We start from the raw sequence: 23,163 nt of genomic DNA on the forward strand, positions 1-23,163 counted from the left end.
CGCCGGGGGCTACCTCCCCTGGAGATGTGCCACGACGGGTGTGTAGATCTCTTCGACCTCTCGGATCTGCTCGGGGTTGAGCAGGTCGATGAAGTGGGCACGCACCCCGGCCACGTGGTCGGGGGCGACGCGTTCGATCGTGTGGTAGCCCAGAGGGGTGAGCACGGCGAACGTTCCACGCCGGTCGTCTTCGCACAGCTCTCTGGTCACCAGGCCCGCCTGCTCCATGCGGGAGATCTGGTGGGACAGGCGGCTGCGCGACTGGACGGTCGCGTCGGCCAGGTCGCTCATCCGCATGCGGTGGTCGGGGCTCTCCGACAGGTTGACCAGGATCTCGTAGTCGTTGAACGACAGCCCGTGTTCCTGCAACTCCCGGTCGAGGCGGTGGGTGAGGAGCCGGTGGGCCGTCAGATGGGCCCTCCACGCTCTCTGCTCGTCGGCCGTCAGCCAGCGGGGGTCTGCCATCCCACCAGTCTAAAGATCGTCTGTCACCGCCGTACACGGGAGCATGACACGATGTCGAACATGAACGACAAAACCGATGGCGGTGACTCCCTCCTTACGGTCATCGTCGCAGGTGGGGCCAATCTCGCCATCGCGGTCGCCAAGTTGGTGGCGGGGTTGGTGAGCGGCTCGGCGTCGATGTTGTCCGAGGCCGCCCACAGCGCCGCCGACACGGTGACCGAGGTGCTGCTGTTCACCGCGATCAAGCGCGGCGAGCGGCCCGCCGACCGCAGGCATCCCCTCGGCTACGGCAACGCCGCGTTCCTCTGGGCGTTGATCGCCGCCTGCTTCACCCTCGTCGTCGGGGCCGGGTTCTCCGTCACCCACGGGTTCCACACGATCTTCGACGGCGAGGAGCTGACCGACTTCACCGTCTCCTACATCGTGCTCGCGGTCTCGTTCGGGCTGGAGAGCGTCTCGATGTTCCAGGGGCTGCGGCAGCTCCGCACGTCGGCCACGCGGTGGGAGACGCGGCCGTTCGCACTGCTCAGACGGACCTCCGACACGATGCTGAAGGCCGTGGTGCTGGAGGACGCCGCGGCGCTGACCGGCATCCTGATCGCGTTCGGCGGGCTCGGCTTGACCCAGCTCACCGGGAACACCGCATGGGACGGCGCCGGGTCGGTCCTGATCGGCCTGCTGCTGCTGTTCGTGGCGGTCACCCTGATCCGGGCCAACGCCAGCCTGCTGCTGAACCGGTCGGCGTCGGCCGGGCTGGAGCGGCGCATCCTGGCCCATCTGGAGGCGCTGCCCGAGGTCGAGCGGGTGGTCGAGCTGCTGACCGTGGTCATCGGGCCCAACCGGATCCTGGTCGCGGCGCGCATCGACTTCGTCGACGAGGCGACCGGGGCCGCGCTCGAATCGGCCTCGGCCGAGGTGGAGCGGCGGCTGCGCGGCGATTTCCCGGAGATCCGCGAGGTGTTCCTCGACCCGACCTCCTCGGCCGAAGACCGGTTCTAGCCGCCGATGATCTGGAGTTCGCCGGGCTCGTCGAAGATCGCGGTGGCGATCACGGTCCCGGCGGTCCACTCGACCAGGTGACGGCCTTCCCATTCGTGTGTACGACCGTCGAACGGCACCTTCGACAGATCGGCGTCCCGTAACCGGTCGAGGGCCAGCTCGCCCCGTTTGACCAGCGCCTCTTTGCGCACCCACTGACGGATGAGCCGCCGGTTGTCCATCCCGACCAGCCCCGCCTCGGCCGGCGTGAGGGCCAGCGCGACCAGGTTCTCGTCGGCCTGCCCGCCGGTCGCGTGCTCGGCGTCCACGCCGACCCTGCCCGCCCCCGCGGCGGCGGTGACGTACCCGGCGGTGTGGGCCAGGCTGACCGACAACTCGGGGGCCTCGGTGATGAAGGGGCGGCCGTGGGGCCGGCCGCAGCGGTCGCAGCGCTGTTCGAGGGTGAGCACGCACGCGCGCATGTCGAGGATCTTCGCCGCGCAGTAACGGACCAGCAGGTGGGCGGCCACGAAGTCGAGCCGGTCCTGCTCCCGTGTGAACCGGTCGGCGCGGGCCCGCTCGGTCTCGGTGAGCGTCCCGCCGACGGCGTCCAGGACTTCGTCGGTGTAACCGGCGACGGCCAGTGGGGCGCGCATCACCTCAGCGTATTGGAGGTATATGTCGATCAAGTGAACTACGGGGGGTAAGCAATGAGCCGTTCGAAATGTCTGGTTGTGCTGGTGGGGGCCGCTGTGGGCGCGGTGCCGGCGGGCGCGGCGCACGCCGATCGGGGGCCGCACAAGGTCACGCACCGTCACCAGGCCGACGTCCCGAAACCCGGCACGACGAGTGCGGCCAACCGGCGGCTGCAGAAGGAGCTGTCCGCTCTGGGCTACTTCACCGGGCCGTGGAACGGCTACTACGGGCCCGACATGGCGCAGGCGATGTTCGCCGTCCAGAAGGTGAACGGGCTCAAGACCAACGCCCGCTGGAGCGAGGAGGTCGACCGGAAGATCCGCCGGGGCTGGGTGCCCGTCGCGCGCAGCACCAGCGGCAACCTGGTCGAGGTCGACCTGCAGCGGCAGCTGCTGATGGTCGTCAGGGGCGGCAAGGTGGTGAAGGTCTTCAACACCTCCGGCGGGAACGGCAAGCCGTACGGCGGCGGCAAGATCGCCACCACGCCCCGGGGGGTGTTCACCGTGCAGCGGCAGGTGAACAAGGTGGAGAAGTCGCCGCTGGGCGAGCTCTACCGGCCCAAGTACTTCCACGGCGGCTACGCCATCCACGGGTCGGCCTACGTCCCGCCGAGACCGGCCTCGCACGGGTGCGTGCGGGTGTCGTACGAGGCCATGAACTGGTTGTGGAAGAGCGGCAGCCTGCCCGTCGGCGGGAGGGTGTGGATCTACTGAAGCCCTTCCAGCCACGTCTCGATCTCGGCCGACGAGCGGGGGAGCGCGCCGGACATCAGCCGGGCGCCGTCGGCGGTGATCACTAGGTCGTCCTCGATCCGCACGCCGATCCCGCGCAGCTCCGGCGGCAGCGTCAGGTCGTCGGGCTGCAGGTAGAGGCCGGGTTCGACGGTCAGCACCATGCCCTCTTCGAGCACGCCGTCGAGGTAGGTCTCGGCCCTGGCCCTGGCGCAGTCGTGCACGTCCAGGCCCAGCATGTGGCCGCTGCTGCACAAGGTGTAGCGGCGGTAGAGACCCGTCTCGAAGTCGGACTCCAGGCCCCATCCGGCCAGGCCGTCGGCGATCACCCGCATCGCGGCCAGGTGGAAGTCGCGGAAGCGGGCCCCCGGCCGCAGGGTGGCGATGGCGGCGTTCTGGGCCTCGTACACGAGGTCGTAGACCTGGCGCTGGATGGGTGAGAACCGGCCCGACAGCGGGAAGGTGCGGGTGACGTCGGCGGTGTAGAGGCCGTCGGTCTCCACTCCCGCGTCGAGGAGCAGCAGGTCGGCGCGGTTCAGGGGGCCGTCGTTGCGGATCCAGTGCAGCACGCAGGCGTGCGCGCCCGAGGCCACGATCGAGTCGTAGCCGGTCGCGTTGCCCTCCAGCCGCGACCGCAGGCCGAAGATCCCCTCGACGTAGCGCTCGCCCCGGGGGTGCCCGAGCGCCTGGGGGAGGGCGCGCACGACGTCCTCGAAGCCCCGGGTGGTCGCGTCGACGGCGTGCTGGAGCTCGGCGATCTCGTGCTCGTCCTTGATCAGCCGCATCTCCGACAGGTATGACGTGAGCTCGGCGTCCTGGTCGAGGGTCCGCCCGCCGGGGCGGAAGTCGTCGATATGGGCGGTCTCCAGGCCGTACAGGGAGGCGGCCTCCTGGAGGTCGGGGCGGCGGCCCACCCAGAACTCCCCGAACCGCCGGTCGCGGTAGAACTCCTCGCCCTGCGACCGGGGCGAGCGGGGCCGCAGGTAGAGCACGGCCTCCCCGGACGGCTCGATCACCAGCACGTCGGCGGGCTCCTGCGCGCCGGTCAGGTAGGCGTAGGCGCTGTGCGCCCGGAACCGGTAGTCGCTGTCGTTGCTGCGGACCTTCAGGTCGCCGGCCGGGATCACCAGCCGCTCACCCGGGAACCGCTGGGCCAGCCTGGCCCGCCTCTTCCGCGTGTACGCCGCCACGGGCAGCTGCGGCAGATCGTCGTGCCGCGTGTCGGCCCAGCCCGTCGTCATGAAGGCGGCCAGCTCCGGCGTGATCGGGAGGTCATGGGAACCGGTGTTCTCGGTCGTCATGACGACGCATGGTATTTCACATTCCACCGGCACATTAAGAGTCATTTCGGGGAATGTGAAAAATCCGGCCCTGCTCTTGACGGAGCGTCACCACAGGTTGTTGCCTGAGGAGACAAGCAGAAGGGTGGTGTCGATTGCTCATCGGGACGATCGTGCAGGGAAAGGGCGCCCACGTGGTGACCGTTCCCCCGGATGCCACAGTGACCGAACTGCTCCGCCTGCTGGCCGAGCACAACATCGGCGCCGTGGTCGTCTCCGCCGACGGCCAGGCGATCACGGGCATCGTGTCGGAGCGGGACATCGTCCGGCACCTGCACATGCGAGGCGGAGCGGTGCTCGCCGAGCCCGTCTCCAGCATCATGACCGTCGAGGTGCGCACCTGCGGCCCCGACGAGAACGTCGACGAACTACGCAAGACCATGACCGTGCACCGATTCCGGCACGTCCCGGTCGTCCAGGACGGCCGCCTCATCGGCATCGTCAGCATCGGCGACGTCGTCAAGAGCGCGATCGAGGAGCTGGAGACCGAGCGCGCCCACCTCGTGGGCTATCTGCACGGCTGACCTCCTGGGACAACGGCCCGGCGGCACTCCCGCCGGGCCGTCGCCGTGTCTACTGGACGGTGATCCGGTCGACCTCGACGGTCACCCCCTTCACCTTCTCGGTGGAGGTCGCCGTGGTGACCGTGCCCTCACCCGCCGACACGCCCTTGACCTTCAGGGTGTAGGTCAGCGACTCGCCGGGCGCGCCCGGCGTGCTGGTCACCCGGTAGTCGGAGGCCGCGCCGGTGCCCGCTGGGACCCGGCCGCCCCGGGTGCCCTCGGTGTTCTCCGCGCCGATCGTCAGCCCGTAGGCGTCGCCCGGGTAGGCGATCGGCGACGGGTAGGCGAAGGTGACGTCCTCCGGCCCGTCGACCCCGATCCACGACTGGAACGTCTTCAGGTCGCCGGTGCCGAACAGGTTGACCCGCCACTCGACGACGATCCAGCTCGCCACGCCGTCGGTCAGCGTCGCCACGTAGACGCCCGGCGCGCCGGTGCCGTCGAGGTCGGTCCAGAACGGCGCCAGCACCGCGTTCGGCCGGTCGGCGTCGGGCAGGTCCTGCGGCACGAAGGCGACGTCCTCCGCGCCCTCGGCGCCGCCCGCCACCAGGTAGCCGTTGGACGTGATGCCCAGGCGGGTGAACGTCCGGCCGGAGAAGCGGAAGGCCGGCACGGTGAAGTCGAGCGCCTCCTCGTCGCCGATCGGGATCGGCATGATGCCGAACGCGTCGAGCGGGAGGTAGCCGAACAGCCCGCCGGCGGCGATCGCCGGGGCGTCGGGCTCGCGGCCCGCCAGCGTCTTCCTGGCCGTCGCGATCTGGGTGCCGACCTTCGTGGCCCCGGTGACCGCGTTGAGCCGCAGCCTTGAGTTCAGCGTGCTCAGCGCGGTGACCTCGGTGTCGTCGAGCGTGTCGTTGCGTACGGTCACCGTGCAGGTCGACTCGCCGGTGTCACGCGGGATCGACGCCGGGGCGCAGGCCTGCTCGACCGGCACGGCGCCCTCGCCGCGCACGAACGCCACCGGCAGGTGCTGCCGGAGGCCCCCGCCGACCTGCTTGAGGTCGACCTGGCCGAAGTACTGCCCGTCGGGCAGGTCGGGCGCGGCGATCACGATCTGGACGGTCTGCGTCTTCCCCGCCTTGACCGTGAACAGCGGCGGCACGACCACGATGGACGCGCCGCTCACGGTCGTGCCGGTGGCCGTGTAGGTGAGGCTCTTGCCGGTGACGTTGGTGAAGGTGCGCTTGGCGGTGATGAGGCCCGGCATCGTGGGGGCGTTCACCGACGGCAGGTTCAGGTCGATCCGGTTGAGCGGGTCGGCCGCCGAGGCGGCGAAGTTCTCCGCCGACTCGTCGAGGGTCAGCGCGGCGTCGCCCGCCTTGCTCAGGTCGATGCGGCCGCCGCCCATGTCGAACGCGTCGGCCGGGGTGGTGCCGTTCTGCTTGGTGACGCTCGTCTTGGCCGTCGTCTCCAGCGCGGTCTTGACCTGGCCGGGCGTCCACGCCGGATGGAGGGCGAACAGCAGCGCCGCCGCGCCGGCGACGTGCGGCGAGGACATCGAGGTGCCCGCGATCGACATGTAGAGGTTGCCGGGCGGCCCTTCGAGCGGGGACTCGGGAGTGGGGGTCGTACCGGCCAGGATGTGCAGCCCCGGCGCGGTCACGTCGGGCTTCAGGAAGTCGCCGCCCGGCCCGCGCGAGGAGAACGTGGTGATCACGTCACCCTGCCAGGTGGCCTTGGCGCCCCGGGTGAACGACGCGGTGCCGGCCGGGTTGGCGGCCTTCCACGCGAGCAACTGGTCGGAGGCGGGCTTGTCGACGTGCACGGTCGGCAACCAGTGGTTGTCGGTCATCACGTCGAGCGGCTCGGCGTTGTAGAGGATCATCCCGGCGGCGCCGCCCTGACGTACCGAGAACCCCTTCAGCACCCGGTTCGGCCCGCGCTGGCAGGCCACGATCTTCCCGGTGAAGAGGCCGGGAGGCGCCGGGGTGAGGCAGAGCGCGTCACTGTACGGCGGCGCCGACGCCAGCACCACCGGCAGGTTCGCGGGCACCCCCCCGGTCACGCTCGCGCCCTTCAGGGTGGTCCCGCCCGACAACGAGATCGTCGACTGGTACGTGCGCGTCTGCGTCGAGGCCGCCACGGTCGTCACCCACGGGCTCAGGTGGTCGGCCGTCGCCGCCCCGGGCCCGGCGTTCCCGGCGGAGGCCGCCACGAACACCCCCGCCGCGTAGGCGTCGAGGAAGGCCAGCTCAACAGGGTCGCTGTACGGATCGGCGCCCCCGCTGATCGAGAAGTTGATCACCCGCACCCCGTCGAGGACCGCCTGCGCCACGGCCTGCGCCGAGTCGGACTGGTAGCAGCCCTCGGCCCCGCACACCTTGTAGACCGCCACGTGCGCGGCCGGGGCGACGCCGTGGACGGGCCCGCGCGAGATGCCCAGCGGGTTCGCGTCGGCCACCGGCGCGCCGGCCGAGGTCGTCGCGGTGTGCGTGCCGTGGCCGTTGGAGTCGCGGGCGCTGTCCCCGTAGACCTCGCCGCCGACGACGGCGTTGTAGGTGTCGAGGAACGGCTGCCCCGAGATCAGCTTGTTGTTGCACGTGAACACGTCGGCGGCCGGGGTGAGCGGGTTGTCGCCGAAGTCGCAGGTCCGGGCCGTGCCGTCGGCCTTGGCGGGCGGCGCGGGAACGTCGGCGGAGGCGGCGAACTGCGGATGCTCGGGCCACGCGCCGGAGTCGAGGATCCCGACGACGACCCCCTTGCCGGAGTTCGGCGCCCCGCCCAGCTTCGAGTAGACGGTCGGCGCGCCGATGAAGGCCGGGCTGGAGTCGGTCAGCGGCTGCACCAGCTTGTCCTCCTGGACGGCCGCCACCCCCTTGATCTTCAGCAACTCGGCGGCCTTGTTCGCCGGGACGGTCAGCGCGACCCCGCCGTAGACGGTCCGCAGCCGCTGCCCGACCTTGGCGCCCCCCACCCGCCTGGGCAGTTCGGCGAGGAAGGTGTTCTCGACGCCCTCGATGTGCTTGAGATAGTTCTTCGCGGCCGCGCTGCGCAGGTCGAGCGCCTTGCCGGTGACCGAGGGGGAGGTGCCCGCCAGCCCTTTGATCCCGCCCTCGTAGGCGGCCAGCGCGTCGTAGTCGAGCTTGACCACGACGTTCACGGGCGTGGACGACCGCGACCGGATCAACGCCTGGTCGCTCTCGGCGAGCCGGCCCGTGGCCGACTTGGCGCCGGTGACCCGTTCGGGGTTGGTCAGCGGGGTGGCGGTGAGCTTGGCGCTCGGCGGGGGAGAGGGGCGCGCTCGCGGGTGGTGAGGCCGATATGACCAGGCTCAGTCCTGCGGCTACGGCGGCTAAGCGTGACTTCTTTGACACGTAACCTCCCATGGGGGCTGCGGGGCCGCGCAGGGGAGGTCGACCGCTCCCCGGAGCGTCGGCTTTGGAACGGTCTAACCTGCCCCGGAGTTTAACCAGAGGGTTTTCCGCCGCCTAGTGTCCACATGTGGCCGCGACCTAGACTCCTGACCATGAAGCTGAAGCTGGACCTGCACGACATCTTCAACAAGGGCGACCAGATCGACCGGGCCCTGCGCGGGATCATCCAGGAGGCCATCGACAAGAAGGCGACCGAGGTCGAGATCATCCCCGGGAAGGGGTCGGGCCAGCTCAAGAAGAAGGTGCTGCGTTTCCTGGACCAGAAGGAGATCAAGGCGCTCTATCACCGGATCGACAAGGACGCGAAGAACCACGGCCGGTTGTTCGTGTACTTCCGGCACAACAAGTGATCGACCTGATCGTCGTCTACACCGAACGCGTCGAGGAATGCCGGGCCTTCTACACCGGCCTCGGCCTGACCTTCGAGAAGGAGCGGCACGGCACCGGACCCGAGCACTTCTCCGCCACGCTCGGGTCCACCGTCTTCGAGCTCTATCCGGCCGGTGACCGACCGCCCACCGGCCGGCTCCGTCTCGGTTTCACGCTGCCGAGCGGCCCCGGCCGGGAGCCCGGTCGTCACACCGACCCCGACGGCCGGACGGTCGACCTCAGGATCTCGGCGTGAGCGGGGCCCGGTAGCCGGGGACCGACGGCCATCTGACCGTCAGCACCACCGACTCCTCCTCGGCGACCCATGAGTGGTCGACGCCCTGGCCCCACACCAGGTAGTCGCCCTGCTTCTCCAGGACCACGCTGCGGTCGGGCAGTTCCATGCGGAAGCGGCCGCTGATCAGGACGATCATCGCCGTGCGGGACTCGCCCCGTACCCACTGGGTGCGCTCCTCGCCCGCCGGGTGGACGCCCCACTTGATCTCGACCTCGTCGCTGTGCCGGGCGTCTCCCTCGGGGCGGAAGTGGCCGAGCAGCCAGCCTCGGTCGAGCAGCGCGTCGGCGTTCGCGTTGCCTACGTACACCCGTTCTGTCACGAGCGGCGAGGTTAGCAGAGTTTGCCGATCGTCCTGGCCTCCTCGGCGGCGGCCACGACCGCGTCGAGCGGGGCGCCGGTGCCCGCCGTGACCAGGGCGTTGATGGCCCCTTCGACGAAGGGGGCGTCGGCCATGACCACGTCGGCCCGGTCTTCAACGAAGGTGCGGGCGGTGAGGACGGCGCTGCCCAGGTCCATGATCAGGACCACGCCGTCGCCCTGGTCGACCTCGTCGACGGCCTCCTCCAGCCGGGTCAGGCTGGTTCCCAGGTCGCCGTCGTCGGTGCCGCCCGCCGGACGGATCGGGGCGTCCTCCCCGGCGATGCCGACGGCCAGGGCCGCCGCCTCCTCGGCCAGGCCGGCGCTGTGGGAGACCAGCACGATGCCGACCATCAGGCGGCCCTCAGCGCGTCGATCACGAGGGCCGTCGACGTCGCGCCCGGATCCTGGTGGCCGATGCTGCGGTCGCCCAGGTAGCTGGCGCGGCCCTTGCGGGCGCGCATCGGGGTCGTGGCCCGCGCGCCGTCGAGGGCGGCCCGCGCCGCGGCGTCGAAGGAGGTTCTCAGCTCCGGTACGGCCGGAGCCAGGGCGTCGATCATCGTCTTGTCGCCTTCCTGGGCCGAGCCCAGTTTCATGACGGCGGCCAGGGCCTGGGCGAACGCCTCGGCCAGCGCCTCCTGGCTCACCTCGGGCCCGTCGCCGACCGCGCGGCCGAGGGTGCGGAAGAGGGTGCCGTACAGAGGACCGGAGGCCCCGCCGACCTTGCGGATCAGGGTCGTGCCCGTCGTCGTCAGCACGTCGGAGGGGGTCTCGGGAGGCCTGGCCGCCAGGGCCTCCTCGACGGCGGTGAAGCCGCGGTCGAGGTTGGCGCCGTGGTCGGCGTCGCCGATGGCGCGGTCGAGGTCGGTCAGGTGGTCGCGGTCGGCGCGCACCCGCTCGGTGACGGCCGCGATCCAGCGCAGGAAGAAGGCGGTGTCCATCAGCGCCCCCACCGCAGGGCCGGGGTCTCCACCGGATGGTCCCAGAGCGACGTCAGCTCCGCGTCGAGCAGGCAGGTCGTGATCGAGAACCCGGCCATGTCGAGGCTGGTCACGTAGTCGCCCACCAGGCACCTCGTGGCGGTCGCGCCCTTCTCCCGCAGGTAGGCGTCCACCTCCCCGTAGGCGACGTAGAGCTCCATGAGGGGGGTCGCGCCCATACCGTTCACCATCACCAGCACGTCGCCGGAGAACGGCAGGTCGGCGTCGATGGCGTCCATGGCCACCCGGACGATCTCGCGGGCTTCCCGGAACCGCTCCCGCGAGCGGCCCGGTTCGCCGTGGATGCCGATGCCGAGCTCGATCTCGTCGGCGCCCAGGTCGAAGGTCGGCTTGCCGGCCGCCGGGACCGTACATGCCGAGAACGCCACGCCGAACGAGCGGCTGCGGGCGTCGACCGTGCGGGCCATCGCGGCGACGGCCTCCAGGGGCGCGCCCTGTTCGGCCAGGGCGCCGGCCATCTTCTCGACGAACAGCGTCGCGCCGGTGCCGCGGCGGCCGGCGGTGTAGGTCGAGTCCTGGACGGCGACGTCGTCGTCGACCAGGACGCTGACCACGTGGGCGCCCTCTTCGGCGCACAGTTCGGCGGCCATCTCGAAGTTGAGCACGTCGCCGGTGTAGTTCTTGACGATGTGGAGCACCCCCGCGCCGCCGTCGACGGCCTTGGTGGCCTCGATCATCTGGTCGGGGACGGGGGAGGTGAAGATCTCTCCGGGGCAGGCGGCGTCGAGCATGCCGTAGCCGACGAAGCCCGCGTGCAGCGGCTCGTGGCCCGAGCCGCCGCCCGAGACCAGGCCGACCTTGCCCGGGGTGGGGCCGGCGGCGCGCAGCACGATCCGGTTCTCGACGTCGACGCGCAGCGACGGATGGGCGGCGGCCATGCCTCTGAGCGTGTCGGGCACGACGTCGCCGACGGCGTTGATGAGTTTCTTCACGGGTGCCTCCACGGCGAGAGGGGAAGCCGTTCCTCACGGCTTCCCCTTCCCGGTGATCAGCGGGCGAACACCACGATGTTGTCGCGGTAGGAGCGCCGGGCGCGGTCGAACGTGCCGCCGCAGGTGATCAGCCTGAGCTGGGCGCCGCCGCCGGAGGCGTAGACGAGCCTGTCCGGGATGCCGTTCTTGGGATAGCGGGCGACCCGGTAGACCGTGAAGGTCACGCTCGACCCGTCCGCCCGGCCGACGGTGACCTTGTGCCCGGGCTTCAGCTCGCGCAGCCGGTAGAAGACCGCCGGGCCCGACGTCGAGTCGACGTGCGCGGCGATGACCGCGACGCCCTTCTCACCCGGTTCCGGGCCCGACTTGTGCCATCCCGCGACGTCGAACCGCTTCGGGGCGAGGAGCTTGCCCTTCTTGTCCAGCTTCAACGGGATGATCCGGGAGTTGACCTTGATGGCCGGGATCCGGACCCGGGTCGGGTTCGCGACGTCCTTGGCGGCGGGCACCACACTCGCGGGGGCGACGGCCGCCCGCGCCGGCGGTGCGCCCTCCCCGGCGCACGCCGCGAGCAGCAGCGCACCGGCGAGAAAGGCGCCGGCCCTCATCGTGTACGCCCTCACGACCCGGCGCCCTGACGCCGCCGGGCCAGCACGACCAGACCGGTGACGGCCCCCACGCCGGCCATCCCGGCGATGCCGAGCGGCACCCACGGGCTCGTGCCCTCCTCGGCCGAGACGAACCGCACGTCGGCCGTGCCACCCATGCCGGTGTCCACGCCACCGCTCGGACGGTCGTCATCGTCGTCGTCCTGGGTGCCGCCCGCGCCCGTCTCGACACCGCCGTTGGGCCGGTCGTCGTCATCGTCATCCTGGGTCCCACCGGCACCCGCGTCGACTCCGCCCCGGGCGCGGTCGTCGTCGTCATCGTCGTCGTCCGAGGTGCCGCCCTTGCCGGTCTCGACTCCGCCGCGCGGGCGGTCGTCATCGTCGTCATCGCCTCGGTCGTCGTCGTCCGAGGTGCCGCCCTTGCCCGTTTCGACGCCGCCGCGCGGGCGGTCGTCATCGTCGTCGTCGCGGCGGTCGTCATCGTCGTCGGCGGTCGTGGCCGTCCAGGTGGGGGCCGCGTGGGCGGTGGCCGGGAGGGCGATGGTCGCGCCGCCCACGGTGGCGAAGGCGGCGAGGGCCAGGAGGGCGCGGCGTGCTTCGAGGTTCATCTCGGCTCCCTGTTCGGGTTCGTGTTCCGGTGCTGAGACGAGCCTCGTGAGCGAGGGTTGGGCCTGTCTGAGAGCCGCGTTAGAGCGGTCTCATCGGGCGCGGAGGCGGTAGCCGGTGCCGCGCACGGTCTCGATGCGGTCGGAGCCGATCTTGCGGCGCAGGTAGCGCACGTAGACGTCCACGACGTTCGAACCGGGGTCGAAGTCGAAGCCCCACACCTGGCTGAGCAGTTGTTCCCGCGACAGGACCTGCTCCGGATGCCGGAAGAACGCCTCGGCCAGCGCGAACTCGCGGGTGGACAGGTCGATGGAGCGTTCCCCCGCGTGGGCGCGGCGGGTGCGCAGGTCGAGGGCCAGGTCGCCGACGCGCAGCACGGTCGCCTCGGGCGCGCGTTCGGTGCGCAGCCGCAGCCGGACGCGGGCCAGCAGCTCCTCGAACGCGAACGGCTTGGCGATGTAGTCGTCGGCGCCGCCCTCCAGGCCCGCGACGGTGTCGCCGACGCTGTCGCGGGCGGTCAGGATGATCACGGGGATCTCCGCGCGGGCGGCCCGCAGACGCCGTAAGACGGTGAAGCCGTCGCTCAGCGGCAGGCCGAGGTCCAGGATCATCAGGTCGTAGTGGCCGGCCCTGGCGTGCTCGTAGGCGGCCAGGCCGTCGGTCACCACGGTCGTGACGAAACCGCTGGCCCGCAGGCCCTTCTCCAGGAACGCGGCGATGCGCTCCTCGTCCTCGGCGATCAGGATGCTGTTCACACCGTCTCCACTCTCTCCGCCACCATCGGGAACGTCAGGACGAACTGGGCGCCCCCGCCGGGCGCGTCCATCACGAACACCCGGCCGTCGTGCGCCTCGGCGATCGACCGCACGATCGACAACCCGAGGCCCGAACCCTCACCCGCGATGCGCGCCCGCTCGAACCGCTGGAAGATGCGTTCGCGGTCCTCCACGGGCACCCCCGGGCCGCTGTCGCGCACCCACAACACCACGTGCCCGTCGCGGACCGCCGACCCGACCGCGATCAGGTCGCCCTCCTGCGTGTGGCGCACCGCGTTGGCGGTGAGCTGCATCAACGCCTGGGTGAGCCGCTGCTGGTCGGCGACCGCGTACTCCTCGGCGACCTCGTCGACGCGCCACTTGCGGTCGGCCAGGCCGCGCGCGCGGGCCACCACGGCCACCGGGAGCTCGGCCAGCTCGACCGGCTCCAGGGTCAGGAAGTTGGGCTGGCCCGCCTTGGCGAGCGTCAGCAGGTCGTCGACCAGGCGGTTCATCCGGATCAGCTCGTCGTTGACGAGGGCCAGGGTGCCGCGCTGGTCGTGCGGGTCGTCGCCCATCAGCTCCAGGTGGCCCCGGATCACGGTGATGGGGGTGCGCAGTTCGTGGCCGGCGTCGTCGGCGAACCTGCGCTGCGCGGCGAAGGCCTGGTCGAGCCGGTCGAGCATGTGGTTGAAGGTCGCCGCCAGCGCCGCCACGTCGTCGTTGCCGGTGACCTCCAGCCGCCGGGTCAGGTCGGAGCTGTCGGAGATGGCCTCGGCGGTCTGGCGCACCAGGCGGATGGGGGCCAGCACGCGTCCGGCCACGAACCACCCGGCCGCGCCCGCGAGCGTCAGCGCCGCCAGGCCGGTGATCGCCAGGACCTGGACCGACGCGACGACCTCCTCACGGTGGCGGTCGTAGAAGACGGCCACCACGAACTGCCCGATGGTGGCGTCGCCGGTGATCTGGACCGGTATCGCGGCGTAACGCACCCGTCCGGCGGTGCTGTCGGTCCAGCCGGCCACCGGCCGTTCGGTGACCCGCGCGACCGCCCGCACCAGGTTCTCGTCGGCGTCGAGCGCGGCCGGGGGACGGTCGCCGCCGGGGATCGACTCGATGCGGCCGCCGACCACGGTGAAATAGGTCTCCCACCGGTCGGGCGGGTTCACCGACAACCAGCCGTCGAGCAGCGTCTTCACGCCGGCGGGCGGGCCGGCGGCGGTCTCGTTGGCGACGTACCGGCGGAGCTTCTCGGTCTCGTTCTCCAGTTCGGCGCTGACGCGGGCGTCGAGGCGGCTGAGCAGGATGCTCCACGTCGCCGACAACGACACCGACAGGGCGAGCGCCACCAGGAAGAGCATCCAGCCCACGATCCGGGCACGGGCGCTCATCGCACCCCGCGATCAGTCGTCGTCACCGTCGTCATCGTCATCTCCGTCGTCGTCTCCGCCCTGCTTGGGGGGCGGCGGTTTGACCGGCTCGCCACGGGTCTTCTTCGCCGGGGACGTCGACGGGCGGGGCGTGGGTTCCTTGGCGGGCGTGGCCGTCTCGGACGGCTCGACCGTGACGACGACGGGGCCGCCCAACTGGGGGCCGTCGTCGCCGAACGCCGCGAAGACGCCGGACACGGCCAGCGCGGCGACCACCGCTCCGGCGATCAGCAACAGCACCGACACCCTGCGACCCATGGCCCCAGTGTCGGGCCCTTTCGGGAGAAGATCATGGGAGCACGATGAGAAGACTCTCATCTTCCCCGTGCCGCCGAACCTGTAGGAAGATCCCCAGCAGGCTCAACGGAAGGGTTCTCTCATGTCGGTGCTGCGTGATCTCGTCGAAGGCATCAAGGGCGGTTCGATCGAGGTGATCGACCTGACCGCGCCGCTGGCCGAGTCGACCCCGATCCTGATGCTGCCCGAGCCGTTCGGAAACACCGTGCCGTTCACGCTGCAGGAGATCAGCCGGTACGACGACCGCGGCCCCGGGTGGTACTGGAACAACATCTCGACCGGCGAGCACACCGGCACCCACTTCGACGCCCCGGTCCACTGGGTCACCGCCCGCGACGGCGAGGACGTCTCACAGGTCGCCCCGTCGAAGCTGCTCGCGCCCGCCGTCGTGCTCGACTTCGCCGCGCAGGCCGCCGCCGACCCCGACTTCCTGCTGGAGATCGAGCACGTGAAGGCGTGGGAGTCCGAGCACGGGCCGCTGCCCGACGGCGGCTGGCTGCTCTACCGGACCGGCTGGGACGTCCGCGCCCACGACCAGGCCGAGTTCCTCAACGCGAACGAGACGGGCCCGCACACGCCCGGCGTCTCGGTCGAGTGCGCCCGCTACCTGGCCGAGCAGACCCCGATCGTCGGGCTGGGCGTCGAGACGGTCGGCACCGACGCGGGCACGGCCCACTCGTTCGACCCGGCGTTCCCCTGCCACTCGTTCCTGCTCGGCGCGGGGAAGTACGGCCTGACCCAGCTCCGCAACCTCGACCGGCTGCCGGTCACCGGGGCCGTCGTGGTCGCGCCGCCGCTGCCGATCGCGGGCGGGTCGGGGTCGCCGGTGCGCGTCCTGGCCCTGGTGGAGAGGTGAAGCGAGACGCGGACGGCCGAAGGCCGGTCGTGGCTCGCGCCGTGAATCTGCCCGAAGTCCACGTCGACGAAGCGGTGGGGCGGGCGCTGGCCTCCGAAGGGGTCCGGACCGTCTTTGGGGTCGTCGGCTCGGGGAACTTCCACGTGACCAACGCCCTCGTGGCCGGGGGAGCACGCTACGTCGCGGCTCGTCACGAGGGCGGCGCGGCCACCATGGCCGACGCCTACGCCCGCATGTCGGGCGAGGTCGGCGTGGTGACCGTGCACCAGGGGCCGGGGCTGACCAACATGATCACCGGGCTGGCCGAGGCGGCCAAGAGCCGCACCCCGCTGCTGGTGCTCGCCGGGGAGGTCACCTCGCCGCTGTCCAACTTCTGGGTCGACCAGGCGGCGCTCGCCCAGGCCGTCGGGGCGCTGTCCGTCCGGATCACCTCGGCCGGGACGGCCGTCGCGGAGGCGGTCGCGGCCTACCGCCTCGCCCTGAGGGAACGGCGGGCCGTGCTGCTGAACCTGCCGCTCGACGTGCAGGGACACGAGGCCGGGGACCTCCCCGCCCAGGTCCTCCCCCTTGGCGCTCCCGAGGGCACCCCGCTCGTGCCGGCCGACCTCGGGTCGTTCGAGCGGCTGGCCGAGGTGCTCGCCGCCGCCGAGCGGCCCGTCTTCGTGGCGGGGCGCGGCGCGCGGCGGGCCCGGCGGGAGCTCGAACTGCTCGGCGACCGGGTGGGGGCGCTGCTGGCGACCTCCGCCGTCGCGCGCGGGCTGTTCAAGGGCAACCCCTGGGACCTGGACGTCTCCGGCGGGTTCGCCACGCCGCTCGCCGCCGAGCTCATCCGGGACGCCGACCTCATCGTGGGCTGGGGCTGCGCGCTCAACATGTGGACGATGCGGCACGGCGCGCTCATCGCCCCGTCGGCCACCGTGGTGCAGGTCGACCTCGACGCCGCGGCCCTGGGGGCGCACCGTTCGGTGAGCTTCGGGGTCGTCGGGGAGGTGGCGGGGTGTGCGACAGCCGTAACGGAGATGATCCCGGCTCAGCGCGGCGGATACCGGAGCGATGAGCTGGCCGCGCGCATCGCGGCGGGGCGGCGCTGGCAGGACGTCGCCTACGACGACGAGAGCGGCGGGGGGCGCATCGACCCCCGCACGCTGACGATCCGGCTCGACGAACTGCTGCCGGCCGACCGCATCGTCTCGGTCGACTCGGGCAACTTCATGGGCTATCCGGCGATGTTCCTGGACGTCCCCGACGAACACGGCTTCTGCTTCACCCAGTCGTTCCAGTCGATCGGGCTCGGGCTGGCCACCGCGATCGGCGCGGCCCTGGCCCGGCCCGACCGGCTGCCCGTCGCCGCGCTGGGCGACGGCGGCGCGCTCATGGGGATCGCCGAGCTGGAGACCGTCGTGCGGCTGGGCCTGCCGATGGTCGTGGTGGTGTACGACGACGAGGGCTACGGCGCCGAGGTCCACCACTTCCACGGGGCCCCGCACGACACCGTCACCTTCCCGCCGGTCGACCTCGCCTCCATCGGGCGCGGCTTCGGCTGCGCGGCCGTGACGGTGCGCGCCCCGGCCGATCTGGACGCGGTGCGCGAGTGGCTCGACGGGCCGCGTGACCTGCCGCTTCTCATCCACGCGAAGGTGACGAGGGAACGCGGCTCCTGGTGGCTGGAGGAGGCGTTCAGAGGGCACTGACCCGGCTTGCGTAGGTTACGGTTCTCGCATGGCTGAGATCGTGTATCCCCCGGTGATCGGGGCTGCCCTGACGATGTTCAAGGTCCTCGGAATGAAGATCGACATCGAGGGCGCCGAAAACGTCCCGACCACCGGCGGGGCCGTCCTCGTCAGCAACCACATCAGCTATCTCGACTTCATCTTCGCCGGGTTCGCGGCCCGGCCGTCGCGGCGGCTGGTGCGGTTCATGGCCAAGAAGGAGGTCTTCGACCACCGGATCTCCGGGCCGCTGATGCGGGGCATGCACCACATCCCGGTCGACCGCGCCGAGGGCGCCGGGGCCTACATCGCCGCGCTGAAGGCCCTCAAGGCGGGCGAGGTCGTGGGCGTGTTCGCGGAGGCGACCATCAGCCGGTCGTTCACCGTCAAGGACATCAAGAACGGCGCGGTCCGCATGGCCGCCGCCACCAACGTGCCGCTGGTCCCGATCTCGCTGTGGGGCACCCAGCGGCTCTGGACCAAGGGCCGCCCGCGCAAGATCGTGCAGCGGAACATCCCGGTGACGATCTCGATCGGCGAGCCGATGCGCCCGCAGCGCCGCGAAGACATGGACGCCGCCACCGCCGAACTCCACCGCCGCCTGTCGGAACTGGTCGACAAGGCCCAGCGGTCCTACCCCGACGACGGAAGCGGCACCTGGTGGCAGCCGGCGCATCTCGGTGGCACGGCCCCGACGCCCGAAGAGGCGGCAGCGATGGACGAGGCGGAGCGCAAGGAACGCGAGAACCGCGGCGACGACTGAACCTCCCCGCCACTACCAAGCTATAGCGCACCCCGGGTCTTGCCACAAGACCCGGGGTGTGCTGCAAAATCACCGCTCATGATTGACGTCATCATCGTCGGCGCCGGGCCGACCGGAGTGATGCTGGCCGCCGAACTGCGCCTGCACGGGATCGAGACGGTCGTCGTGGAGCGGCTCGCCGAACCGGTCACCCACTCCAAGGCGCTCGGCCTGCACGTCCGCAGCCTCGAAATCATGGACCAGCGCGGCCTGCTCGACAAATTCCTCGCGCACGGTCAGCAGTACCCGCTCACCAGCCACTTCGCCGGAATCGTCAAGCCCTGGCCGGTGGAGCTGGACACCGCCTGCCCCTACCTGCTGGGCATCCCGCAGGTCGTCACCGAACGCCTCCTGACCGAACACGCCACCGGCCTCGGCGCCGAGATCCGGCGCGGCGCCGAACTGACCGGCCTGACCCAGGACGACGACGGCGTCACGGCCGAGCTGGCCGACGGCACCTCCTTGCGGGCCCGGTATCTGGTCGGCTGCGACGGCGGCCGCAGCACCGTCCGGAAACTGCTCGGCGTCGCCTTCCCCGGCGAGCCCAGCCGCGTCGACACCCTGCTCGGCGAGATGGAACTCACCGCGGCGCCGGACACCATCGCGGAAGTCGTGGCCGAGGTCCGCAAGACGGAACTGAAGTTCGGCGCGATCCCGCAGGGCGACGGCGTCTACCGGGTCGGCGTGCCCGCCGCCGAGGTCTCCACCACTCCGCCCACCCTCGACGACTTCCGCCGCCAGCTGGTCGCCTACGCCGGCACCGACTTCGGCGCCCACTCGCCCCGCTGGCTCTCCCGCTTCGGCGACGCGACCCGGCTGGCCGAGCACTACCGCGTCGGCCGGGTGCTGCTGGCGGGCGACGCCGCCCACATCCACCCGCCGACCGGCGGACAGGGCCTCAACCTCGGCGTGCAGGACGCCTTCAACCTCGGCTGGAAGCTCGCCGCCGAGGTGAACGGCTGGGCCCCGGAGGGACTGCTCGACACCTACCACGCGGAACGCCACCCGGTGGCGGCGAACGTGCTGGTCAACACGGCCGCCCAGATGCTGCTGCTGTCGACCGAGCCGGGGCCCCGGGCGGTGCGCGCCCTGATGTCGGAGCTGATGGACTTCGAGAACGTGACCCGCTTCCTGCTGGAGAAGATCACCGCGATCGGGGTGCGCTACGACTTCGGCTCCGACCACGAACTGGTCGGCCGCCGGATGCGCGACCACGGGTCGCTGTACGCGTCGATGCACGGCGGACGAGGGGTGCTCGCCGACCCGGCCGGGCGGTTGTCGGTCGTGGGCTGGGCCGACCGGGTCGAGGTCGTGCGGGTCGACGTGGGCGTGCCCGCGGCGCTGCTGCGGCCGGACGGGCACGTGGCGTGGGTGGGGGAGGACCAGACCGACCTGAACGTGCACCTGGAGAAGTGGTTCGGACCCGGCGTGCCGGGTTGACCCATCACGTTTCCCGGAGGAGCTCCTCGGCGCTGCCGACATGGAATGCGCGTTCAAGCCACGTTGCCGTCAGTTCGGGGTCCGGGCAGGCGAGGATGTGGTCACGGACCTCGTCGGTCACCGTCAGCTGCCGGTGCGCGAGAATCGCCAGCACGGCCTCGGCCCTGCCCGTGGCCCTGCCCTCAGCCATGCCCTCAGCCCTGCCCTCCGCGACGTACCCGCGGGCCCACTCGCTCCGGTATTCCTTGGATGCCACACCCATCAGTGTCCTCCACAACTCGGCGGCGGCTTCGCTCAGCGCCTCAGAGAGATAGTCAGTGTAATTTCTGGCTTCTTTGGCGTCTTTTTTCCCGAACGCCAGGACGCCCGCGCTGGTCGCGGCCAGCACCGCTTCACGTTGAGGGCCTTCGGCGTGGGCCAGGGCCGAAAGGGTCGCCAGCTCGGGGTTGGCGATGGCCTGCGCCTCGTCCGTCACCATGGGGATGGTGGACAGCCCGATGACATGGGGTGTCACCACTGAAGAGGGTCCCAGGGCGATCGGCGTGGAGATGCGCTCGGCGCCATTGGCATGAGGCCACATCACCAGGAGGATGGCGGGGCACTTGTGCCGGGCCCGGACGGCCGTGAGGTATTTCGGCCAGGTCCACTCCTTGCGTGAGTCGTGATCGCGCTGCATCTCGACCACGCAGGCGAGGACCGGCCGGCCGCGGTTGTGCAGGACGATCACCGAGTCGGCCCGCAGTTCGACGGGCTTGGCCTCGTTCATGACCGGTGTCTCGATGCGGGCCTCCTCGTAAGGGGGCATGTCGACGCCGAAGGTCTCCTGTAAGAGGTCGGGGGCCAGGCGGGGGTTGTTGGCGAACAGGTCCAGCCACATCTCGTGCTCGGTGGTCGGCATGCCTCTGACATTACGCACCGCGACCGGGAAAACCCGGCGTGTCATCGAATCGTTATAGGTCTAGCAGACGTACAGGCTGGTTCAGGAATCTATGACGGCCGCCATCCGAGGCGGTTAAATGATCATGGAGAGAACGTTCCCTCACCAGGGTGACCCGGGCTGGCTGGGCTCGTCAATGGCTCGTACCGGCCCCTGTCAGTGAATCGCCCCCTGACGTCGGCGGAAACCGTTCCATTGGATATTCAAAGCTCAAACGCCCACCGTCCGTCTCATGATCGCTTCCGGAGAGCGCTCTCCGATCCAGTTAACCCTTTCGCCCTCGTTACGTCAGAGTTAATTTGATACTTGACAGATATCGGAACAAAAGGAGAACCTCAGGGCCCAGGGAGCGCTCCCCGAACTTCACCCCCCGCCCTCCCGAGGAGACACGTTGAGTTCATCGCGCAGTCCGGGCCGGTTACGCCTGGGCGTGCTCATCGCGGCAGCGCTGGCGCTGCTCGCCTCCTACGTCGCCATCCAGCCGGCCCAGGCCGCCGACGCCCTGCTCTCGCAGGGGAAGACCGCCACCGCCTCCTCGGTCGAGGGGGCCTTCGCGGCGTCCAACGCCGTCGACGGCAGCACCGGCACCCGGTGGGCCAGTGCCTTCTCCGATCCCCAGTGGATCCAGGTCGACCTGGGGGCCTCGGCGACCATCAGCCAGGTCGTGCTGAACTGGGAGGCCGCCTACGGGCGGGCGTTCCAGATCCAGACCTCCGCCAACGGCACCACCTGGACGACCATCCACACCACCACCGCCGGAACGGGCGGCGTCCAGACCCTCAATGTGACCGGCACCGGGCGCTACGTCCGGATGTACGGCACCCAGCGGGGCACCGCCTGGGGTTACTCCCTGTGGGAGTTCCAGGTCTACGGGTCCACCGGCCCGACCGGCACGTGTGGCGGCAACGCCGCCCTCGGCAAGCCGATCACCGCGACCTCCACCGAGGGGACCTTCGTGGCGGCCAACGCCGTCGACGGCGTCGCCGGCACGCGGTGGGCCAGCGCCTACGGCGAGCCCCAGTCGGTGACGATCGACCTCGGTGCCACCACGTCGATCTGCGGCCTGACGCTGGTCTGGGAGGCCGCGTTCGCGCGGACGTACCAGGTGCAGGTCTCGCCGAACAACACCACGTTCACCCAGGTCTACGCGACGACCACCGGCGCCGGCGGCACGGAGAACGTCACGCTGAGCGGCTCCGGCCGCTACCTGCGGATCGTGATGTCGAACCGGGCGCTGCCCTTCGGCGTCAGCCTCTTCGAGATCCAGGTGCGCACCGGGACCACGACCAGCCCGTCCCCGAGCCCGTCGCCGTCTCCGTCGCCGAGCCCCTCTCCGAGTCCCAGCCCGAGTCCCTCTCCGTCACCTGACCCGGGTGGGGAGCGGCTGCTCTCGTACAACAAGCCCGCCGTGGCCTCCACGTCGCAGAGCGACGGGAACTGCTGGGAGTGCACGCCGGCCCGCGCGTTCGACCTCGACCCGGCCAGCCGCTGGGCGACGAGCTCGACCACGGGCTGGGTCGACCCCGGCTGGATCTACGTCGACCTCGGCGCGGTGGCCCAGATCAGCAGGGTCGTGCTGCAGTGGGACCCGGCGTTCGCGCGGTCGTTCAACATCCAGACCTCCAACGACGCCGTCACCTGGACCAACATCTACTCCACGACCACCGGGACCGGCTTCAAGCAGTCGATCCCCGTGACGGGGAGCGGGCGGTACGTCCGGATGTACGGCACCCAGCGCGGCACCCCCTACGGCTACAGCCTGTGGGAGTTCCAGGTGTACGGCACCGGCGGCGCCCCCAACACCCCGCCCGCCGCTCCGCCCGACCCGCGCAACCCCCCGCAGCTGGTCTGGAGCGACGAGTTCAACGGCCCGGCGGGCAGCAAGCCCGACGCGGCGAAGTGGCGGCCCGACCCCGGCACCGGCCCGAACAACGAGCTGGAGTACTACACCAACAACAACAACGCCAACATGAACGGCGCGGGGCAGCTGGTCATGGAGGCCCGCCAGGAGGTCACGCCGGGATCGTCGTGTCCGGGCGGCACCTGCCAGTACACCTCCCACCGCATGAACACCGGCACGAAGTTCCACTTCACCTACGGCCGGATCGAGGCCAGGATCAAGGTGCCCAAGGGCAACGGCCTGTGGCCGGCGTTCTGGATGATGGGCGCCGACTTCCTGACCGGGCGGCCCTGGCCCTACAACGGTGAGATCGACATCGTCGAGGTGCTCGGCAAGGACGTGAAGACGTCGTACACCACGATCCACGCGCCGGCCTACAACGGCGGCGGCGGGATCGGGGCGCCGAACACCCTGCCGAACGGCGCCGACTTCTCCGACGACTATCACGTGTGGTCGCTCGACTGGAACAGCCAGGGCATGACCTGGTACGTCGACGGCCGCCAGGTCTTCACGCTCAGCAAGGCCCAGGTCGAGGCGACCCGTGGGCCCTGGGTCTACGACCACCCGTTCTACATCATCCTCAACCTCGCCGTCGGCGGCGACTGGCCGGGTCCGCCGGACGCCAGCACCGGCTTCCCGAAGCAGATGCTCGTCGACTACGTGCGCGTGTACCAGTGATCCACCTCTCCGGGGGCTCACGGCCCCCGGGGAGCACCCCC

At 70.9% G+C, this 23,163-nt stretch carries 24 protein-coding genes; 10 read left to right on the top strand and 14 right to left on the bottom strand.

Translation table 11 applies throughout. The annotated features are described in order from the left end of the window. Positions 1-9: 9 nt before the first annotated feature. Positions 10-465 (bottom strand): MarR family winged helix-turn-helix transcriptional regulator, encoded by a 456-nt coding sequence (locus tag QSK34_RS04020; RefSeq protein ID WP_161478520.1) that lies wholly within the window; start codon positions 463-465, stop codon positions 10-12. A gap of 60 nt (positions 466-525) precedes the next feature. Here QSK34_RS04020 and QSK34_RS04025 point away from each other — a divergent pair, with 60 nt between their 5' ends. Beyond that, positions 526-1,464 carry a cation diffusion facilitator family transporter gene (locus QSK34_RS04025; RefSeq protein WP_285579941.1) on the top strand — a complete coding sequence of 313 codons (939 nt, stop codon included), beginning with the start codon at positions 526-528 and terminating at the stop codon, positions 1,462-1,464. Here QSK34_RS04025 and QSK34_RS04030 read toward each other — a convergent pair. Continuing rightward, a complete protein-coding gene (locus QSK34_RS04030) occupies positions 1,461-2,099 on the bottom strand; it encodes a 4'-phosphopantetheinyl transferase family protein (protein WP_285579943.1) in 639 nt (212 codons plus the stop codon). The genes QSK34_RS04025 and QSK34_RS04030 overlap by 4 nt on opposite strands. A gap of 84 nt (positions 2,100-2,183) precedes the next feature. Between QSK34_RS04030 and QSK34_RS04035 the strand changes: the two genes are divergently transcribed. Beyond that, positions 2,184-2,852, top strand: coding sequence for a L,D-transpeptidase family protein (locus QSK34_RS04035; RefSeq protein WP_285579944.1), 669 nt, complete (start codon positions 2,184-2,186; stop codon positions 2,850-2,852). Here the strand turns inward: QSK34_RS04035 and QSK34_RS04040 are convergent. Continuing rightward, the gene (locus tag QSK34_RS04040; protein WP_285579946.1) at positions 2,846-4,171 is read right to left on the bottom strand and encodes an aminopeptidase P family protein; all 1,326 of its coding nucleotides are present in this window, start codon (positions 4,169-4,171) and stop codon (positions 2,846-2,848) included. The two genes, QSK34_RS04035 and QSK34_RS04040, sit on opposite strands and share 7 nt — an antisense overlap. Before the next feature lie 134 nt (positions 4,172-4,305). Here QSK34_RS04040 and QSK34_RS04045 point away from each other — a divergent pair, with 134 nt between their 5' ends. Then, complete coding sequence (locus tag QSK34_RS04045) at positions 4,306-4,734, top strand: CBS domain-containing protein (protein ID WP_285579948.1); 429 nt, start codon at positions 4,306-4,308, stop codon at positions 4,732-4,734. Positions 4,735-4,783: 49 nt separating this feature from the next. On the opposite strand, the gene QSK34_RS04050 is transcribed toward QSK34_RS04045, so the two are convergent. Beyond that, a complete protein-coding gene (locus QSK34_RS04050) occupies positions 4,784-7,873 on the bottom strand; it encodes a S8 family serine peptidase (RefSeq protein ID WP_285579950.1) in 3,090 nt (1,029 codons plus the stop codon). A gap of 366 nt (positions 7,874-8,239) precedes the next feature. On the opposite strand from QSK34_RS04050, the gene QSK34_RS04055 reads away from it, so the two are divergent. Together QSK34_RS04055 and QSK34_RS04060 are read left to right on the top strand one after the other, a co-directional pair. Continuing rightward, a complete protein-coding gene (locus QSK34_RS04055) occupies positions 8,240-8,497 on the top strand; it encodes a Smr/MutS family protein (RefSeq protein ID WP_062330266.1) in 258 nt (85 codons plus the stop codon). Beyond that, a complete protein-coding gene (locus QSK34_RS04060; RefSeq protein ID WP_285579955.1) occupies positions 8,494-8,772 on the top strand; it encodes a glyoxalase/bleomycin resistance/dioxygenase family protein in 279 nt (92 codons plus the stop codon). Before QSK34_RS04055 ends, QSK34_RS04060 begins: the two co-directional genes overlap by 4 nt. Here QSK34_RS04060 and QSK34_RS04065 read toward each other — a convergent pair. The 9 genes from QSK34_RS04065 to QSK34_RS04105 all read right to left on the bottom strand — a co-directional run bounded on the left by QSK34_RS04065 (position 8,756) and on the right by QSK34_RS04105 (position 14,761). Beyond that, complete coding sequence (locus QSK34_RS04065; RefSeq protein WP_161478513.1) at positions 8,756-9,133, bottom strand: cupin domain-containing protein; 378 nt, start codon at positions 9,131-9,133, stop codon at positions 8,756-8,758. The two genes, QSK34_RS04060 and QSK34_RS04065, sit on opposite strands and share 17 nt — an antisense overlap. Positions 9,134-9,144: 11 nt before the next feature. After that, positions 9,145-9,525 carry a dihydroxyacetone kinase phosphoryl donor subunit DhaM gene (dhaM, locus tag QSK34_RS04070; protein WP_285579957.1) on the bottom strand — a complete coding sequence of 127 codons (381 nt, stop codon included), beginning with the start codon at positions 9,523-9,525 and terminating at the stop codon, positions 9,145-9,147. Then, positions 9,525-10,112 (bottom strand): dihydroxyacetone kinase subunit DhaL, encoded by a 588-nt coding sequence (dhaL, locus tag QSK34_RS04075; protein WP_285579959.1) that lies wholly within the window; start codon positions 10,110-10,112, stop codon positions 9,525-9,527. The genes dhaM and dhaL overlap by 1 nt, the downstream gene beginning before the upstream one ends. Continuing rightward, entirely contained in the window at positions 10,112-11,104 is a 993-nt protein-coding gene (dhaK, locus tag QSK34_RS04080; protein WP_285579961.1) for a dihydroxyacetone kinase subunit DhaK, read from the bottom strand. Before dhaK ends, dhaL begins: the two co-directional genes overlap by 1 nt. A 56-nt stretch (positions 11,105-11,160) precedes the next feature. Further along, positions 11,161-11,727: a class F sortase gene (locus QSK34_RS04085; RefSeq protein WP_285579963.1), complete on the bottom strand. Its 567-nt coding sequence runs from the start codon at positions 11,725-11,727 to the stop codon at positions 11,161-11,163. Further along, positions 11,724-12,320 (bottom strand): hypothetical protein, encoded by a 597-nt coding sequence (locus QSK34_RS04090; RefSeq protein ID WP_285579965.1) that lies wholly within the window; start codon positions 12,318-12,320, stop codon positions 11,724-11,726. Before QSK34_RS04090 ends, QSK34_RS04085 begins: the two co-directional genes overlap by 4 nt. A 90-nt stretch (positions 12,321-12,410) precedes the next feature. Next, positions 12,411-13,073, bottom strand: coding sequence for a response regulator transcription factor (locus QSK34_RS04095; protein WP_285579966.1), 663 nt, complete (start codon positions 13,071-13,073; stop codon positions 12,411-12,413). Then, complete coding sequence (locus QSK34_RS04100) at positions 13,070-14,464, bottom strand: sensor histidine kinase (RefSeq protein ID WP_285579969.1); 1,395 nt, start codon at positions 14,462-14,464, stop codon at positions 13,070-13,072. Before QSK34_RS04100 ends, QSK34_RS04095 begins: the two co-directional genes overlap by 4 nt. Before the next feature lie 12 nt (positions 14,465-14,476). Continuing rightward, positions 14,477-14,761 carry a hypothetical protein gene (locus QSK34_RS04105; RefSeq protein ID WP_285579971.1) on the bottom strand — a complete coding sequence of 95 codons (285 nt, stop codon included), beginning with the start codon at positions 14,759-14,761 and terminating at the stop codon, positions 14,477-14,479. A 121-nt stretch (positions 14,762-14,882) separates the two neighbouring features. Between QSK34_RS04105 and QSK34_RS04110 the strand changes: the two genes are divergently transcribed. The 4 genes from QSK34_RS04110 (at position 14,883) to rox (ending at position 19,607) form a co-directional block, all read left to right on the top strand. Next, positions 14,883-15,656, top strand: coding sequence for a cyclase family protein (locus tag QSK34_RS04110; RefSeq protein WP_285579973.1), 774 nt, complete (start codon positions 14,883-14,885; stop codon positions 15,654-15,656). A gap of 41 nt (positions 15,657-15,697) precedes the next feature. Then, positions 15,698-17,347 (top strand): thiamine pyrophosphate-binding protein, encoded by a 1,650-nt coding sequence (locus QSK34_RS04115; RefSeq protein WP_285579975.1) that lies wholly within the window; start codon positions 15,698-15,700, stop codon positions 17,345-17,347. Positions 17,348-17,375: 28 nt separating this feature from the next. Then, positions 17,376-18,128: a lysophospholipid acyltransferase family protein gene (locus QSK34_RS04120; protein WP_285579977.1), complete on the top strand. Its 753-nt coding sequence runs from the start codon at positions 17,376-17,378 to the stop codon at positions 18,126-18,128. A 78-nt stretch (positions 18,129-18,206) separates the two neighbouring features. After that, a complete protein-coding gene (gene rox / locus QSK34_RS04125) occupies positions 18,207-19,607 on the top strand; it encodes a rifampin monooxygenase (protein ID WP_285579982.1) in 1,401 nt (466 codons plus the stop codon). A gap of 4 nt (positions 19,608-19,611) precedes the next feature. Here rox and QSK34_RS04130 read toward each other — a convergent pair whose 3' ends face one another. Then, on the bottom strand, positions 19,612-20,505 hold the full coding sequence (locus tag QSK34_RS04130; protein WP_285580008.1) for a hypothetical protein: 894 nt from the start codon (positions 20,503-20,505) through the stop codon (positions 19,612-19,614). Positions 20,506-20,935: 430 nt separating this feature from the next. Here QSK34_RS04130 and QSK34_RS04135 point away from each other — a divergent pair, with 430 nt between their 5' ends. Beyond that, complete coding sequence (locus QSK34_RS04135; protein WP_285580010.1) at positions 20,936-23,122, top strand: discoidin domain-containing protein; 2,187 nt, start codon at positions 20,936-20,938, stop codon at positions 23,120-23,122. Positions 23,123-23,163: the final 41 nt, after the last annotated feature.

It is taken from the genome of Herbidospora sp. NBRC 101105 (genome assembly GCF_030269205.1).
GTDB lineage: Bacteria > Actinomycetota > Actinomycetes > Streptosporangiales > Streptosporangiaceae > Herbidospora > Herbidospora solisilvae.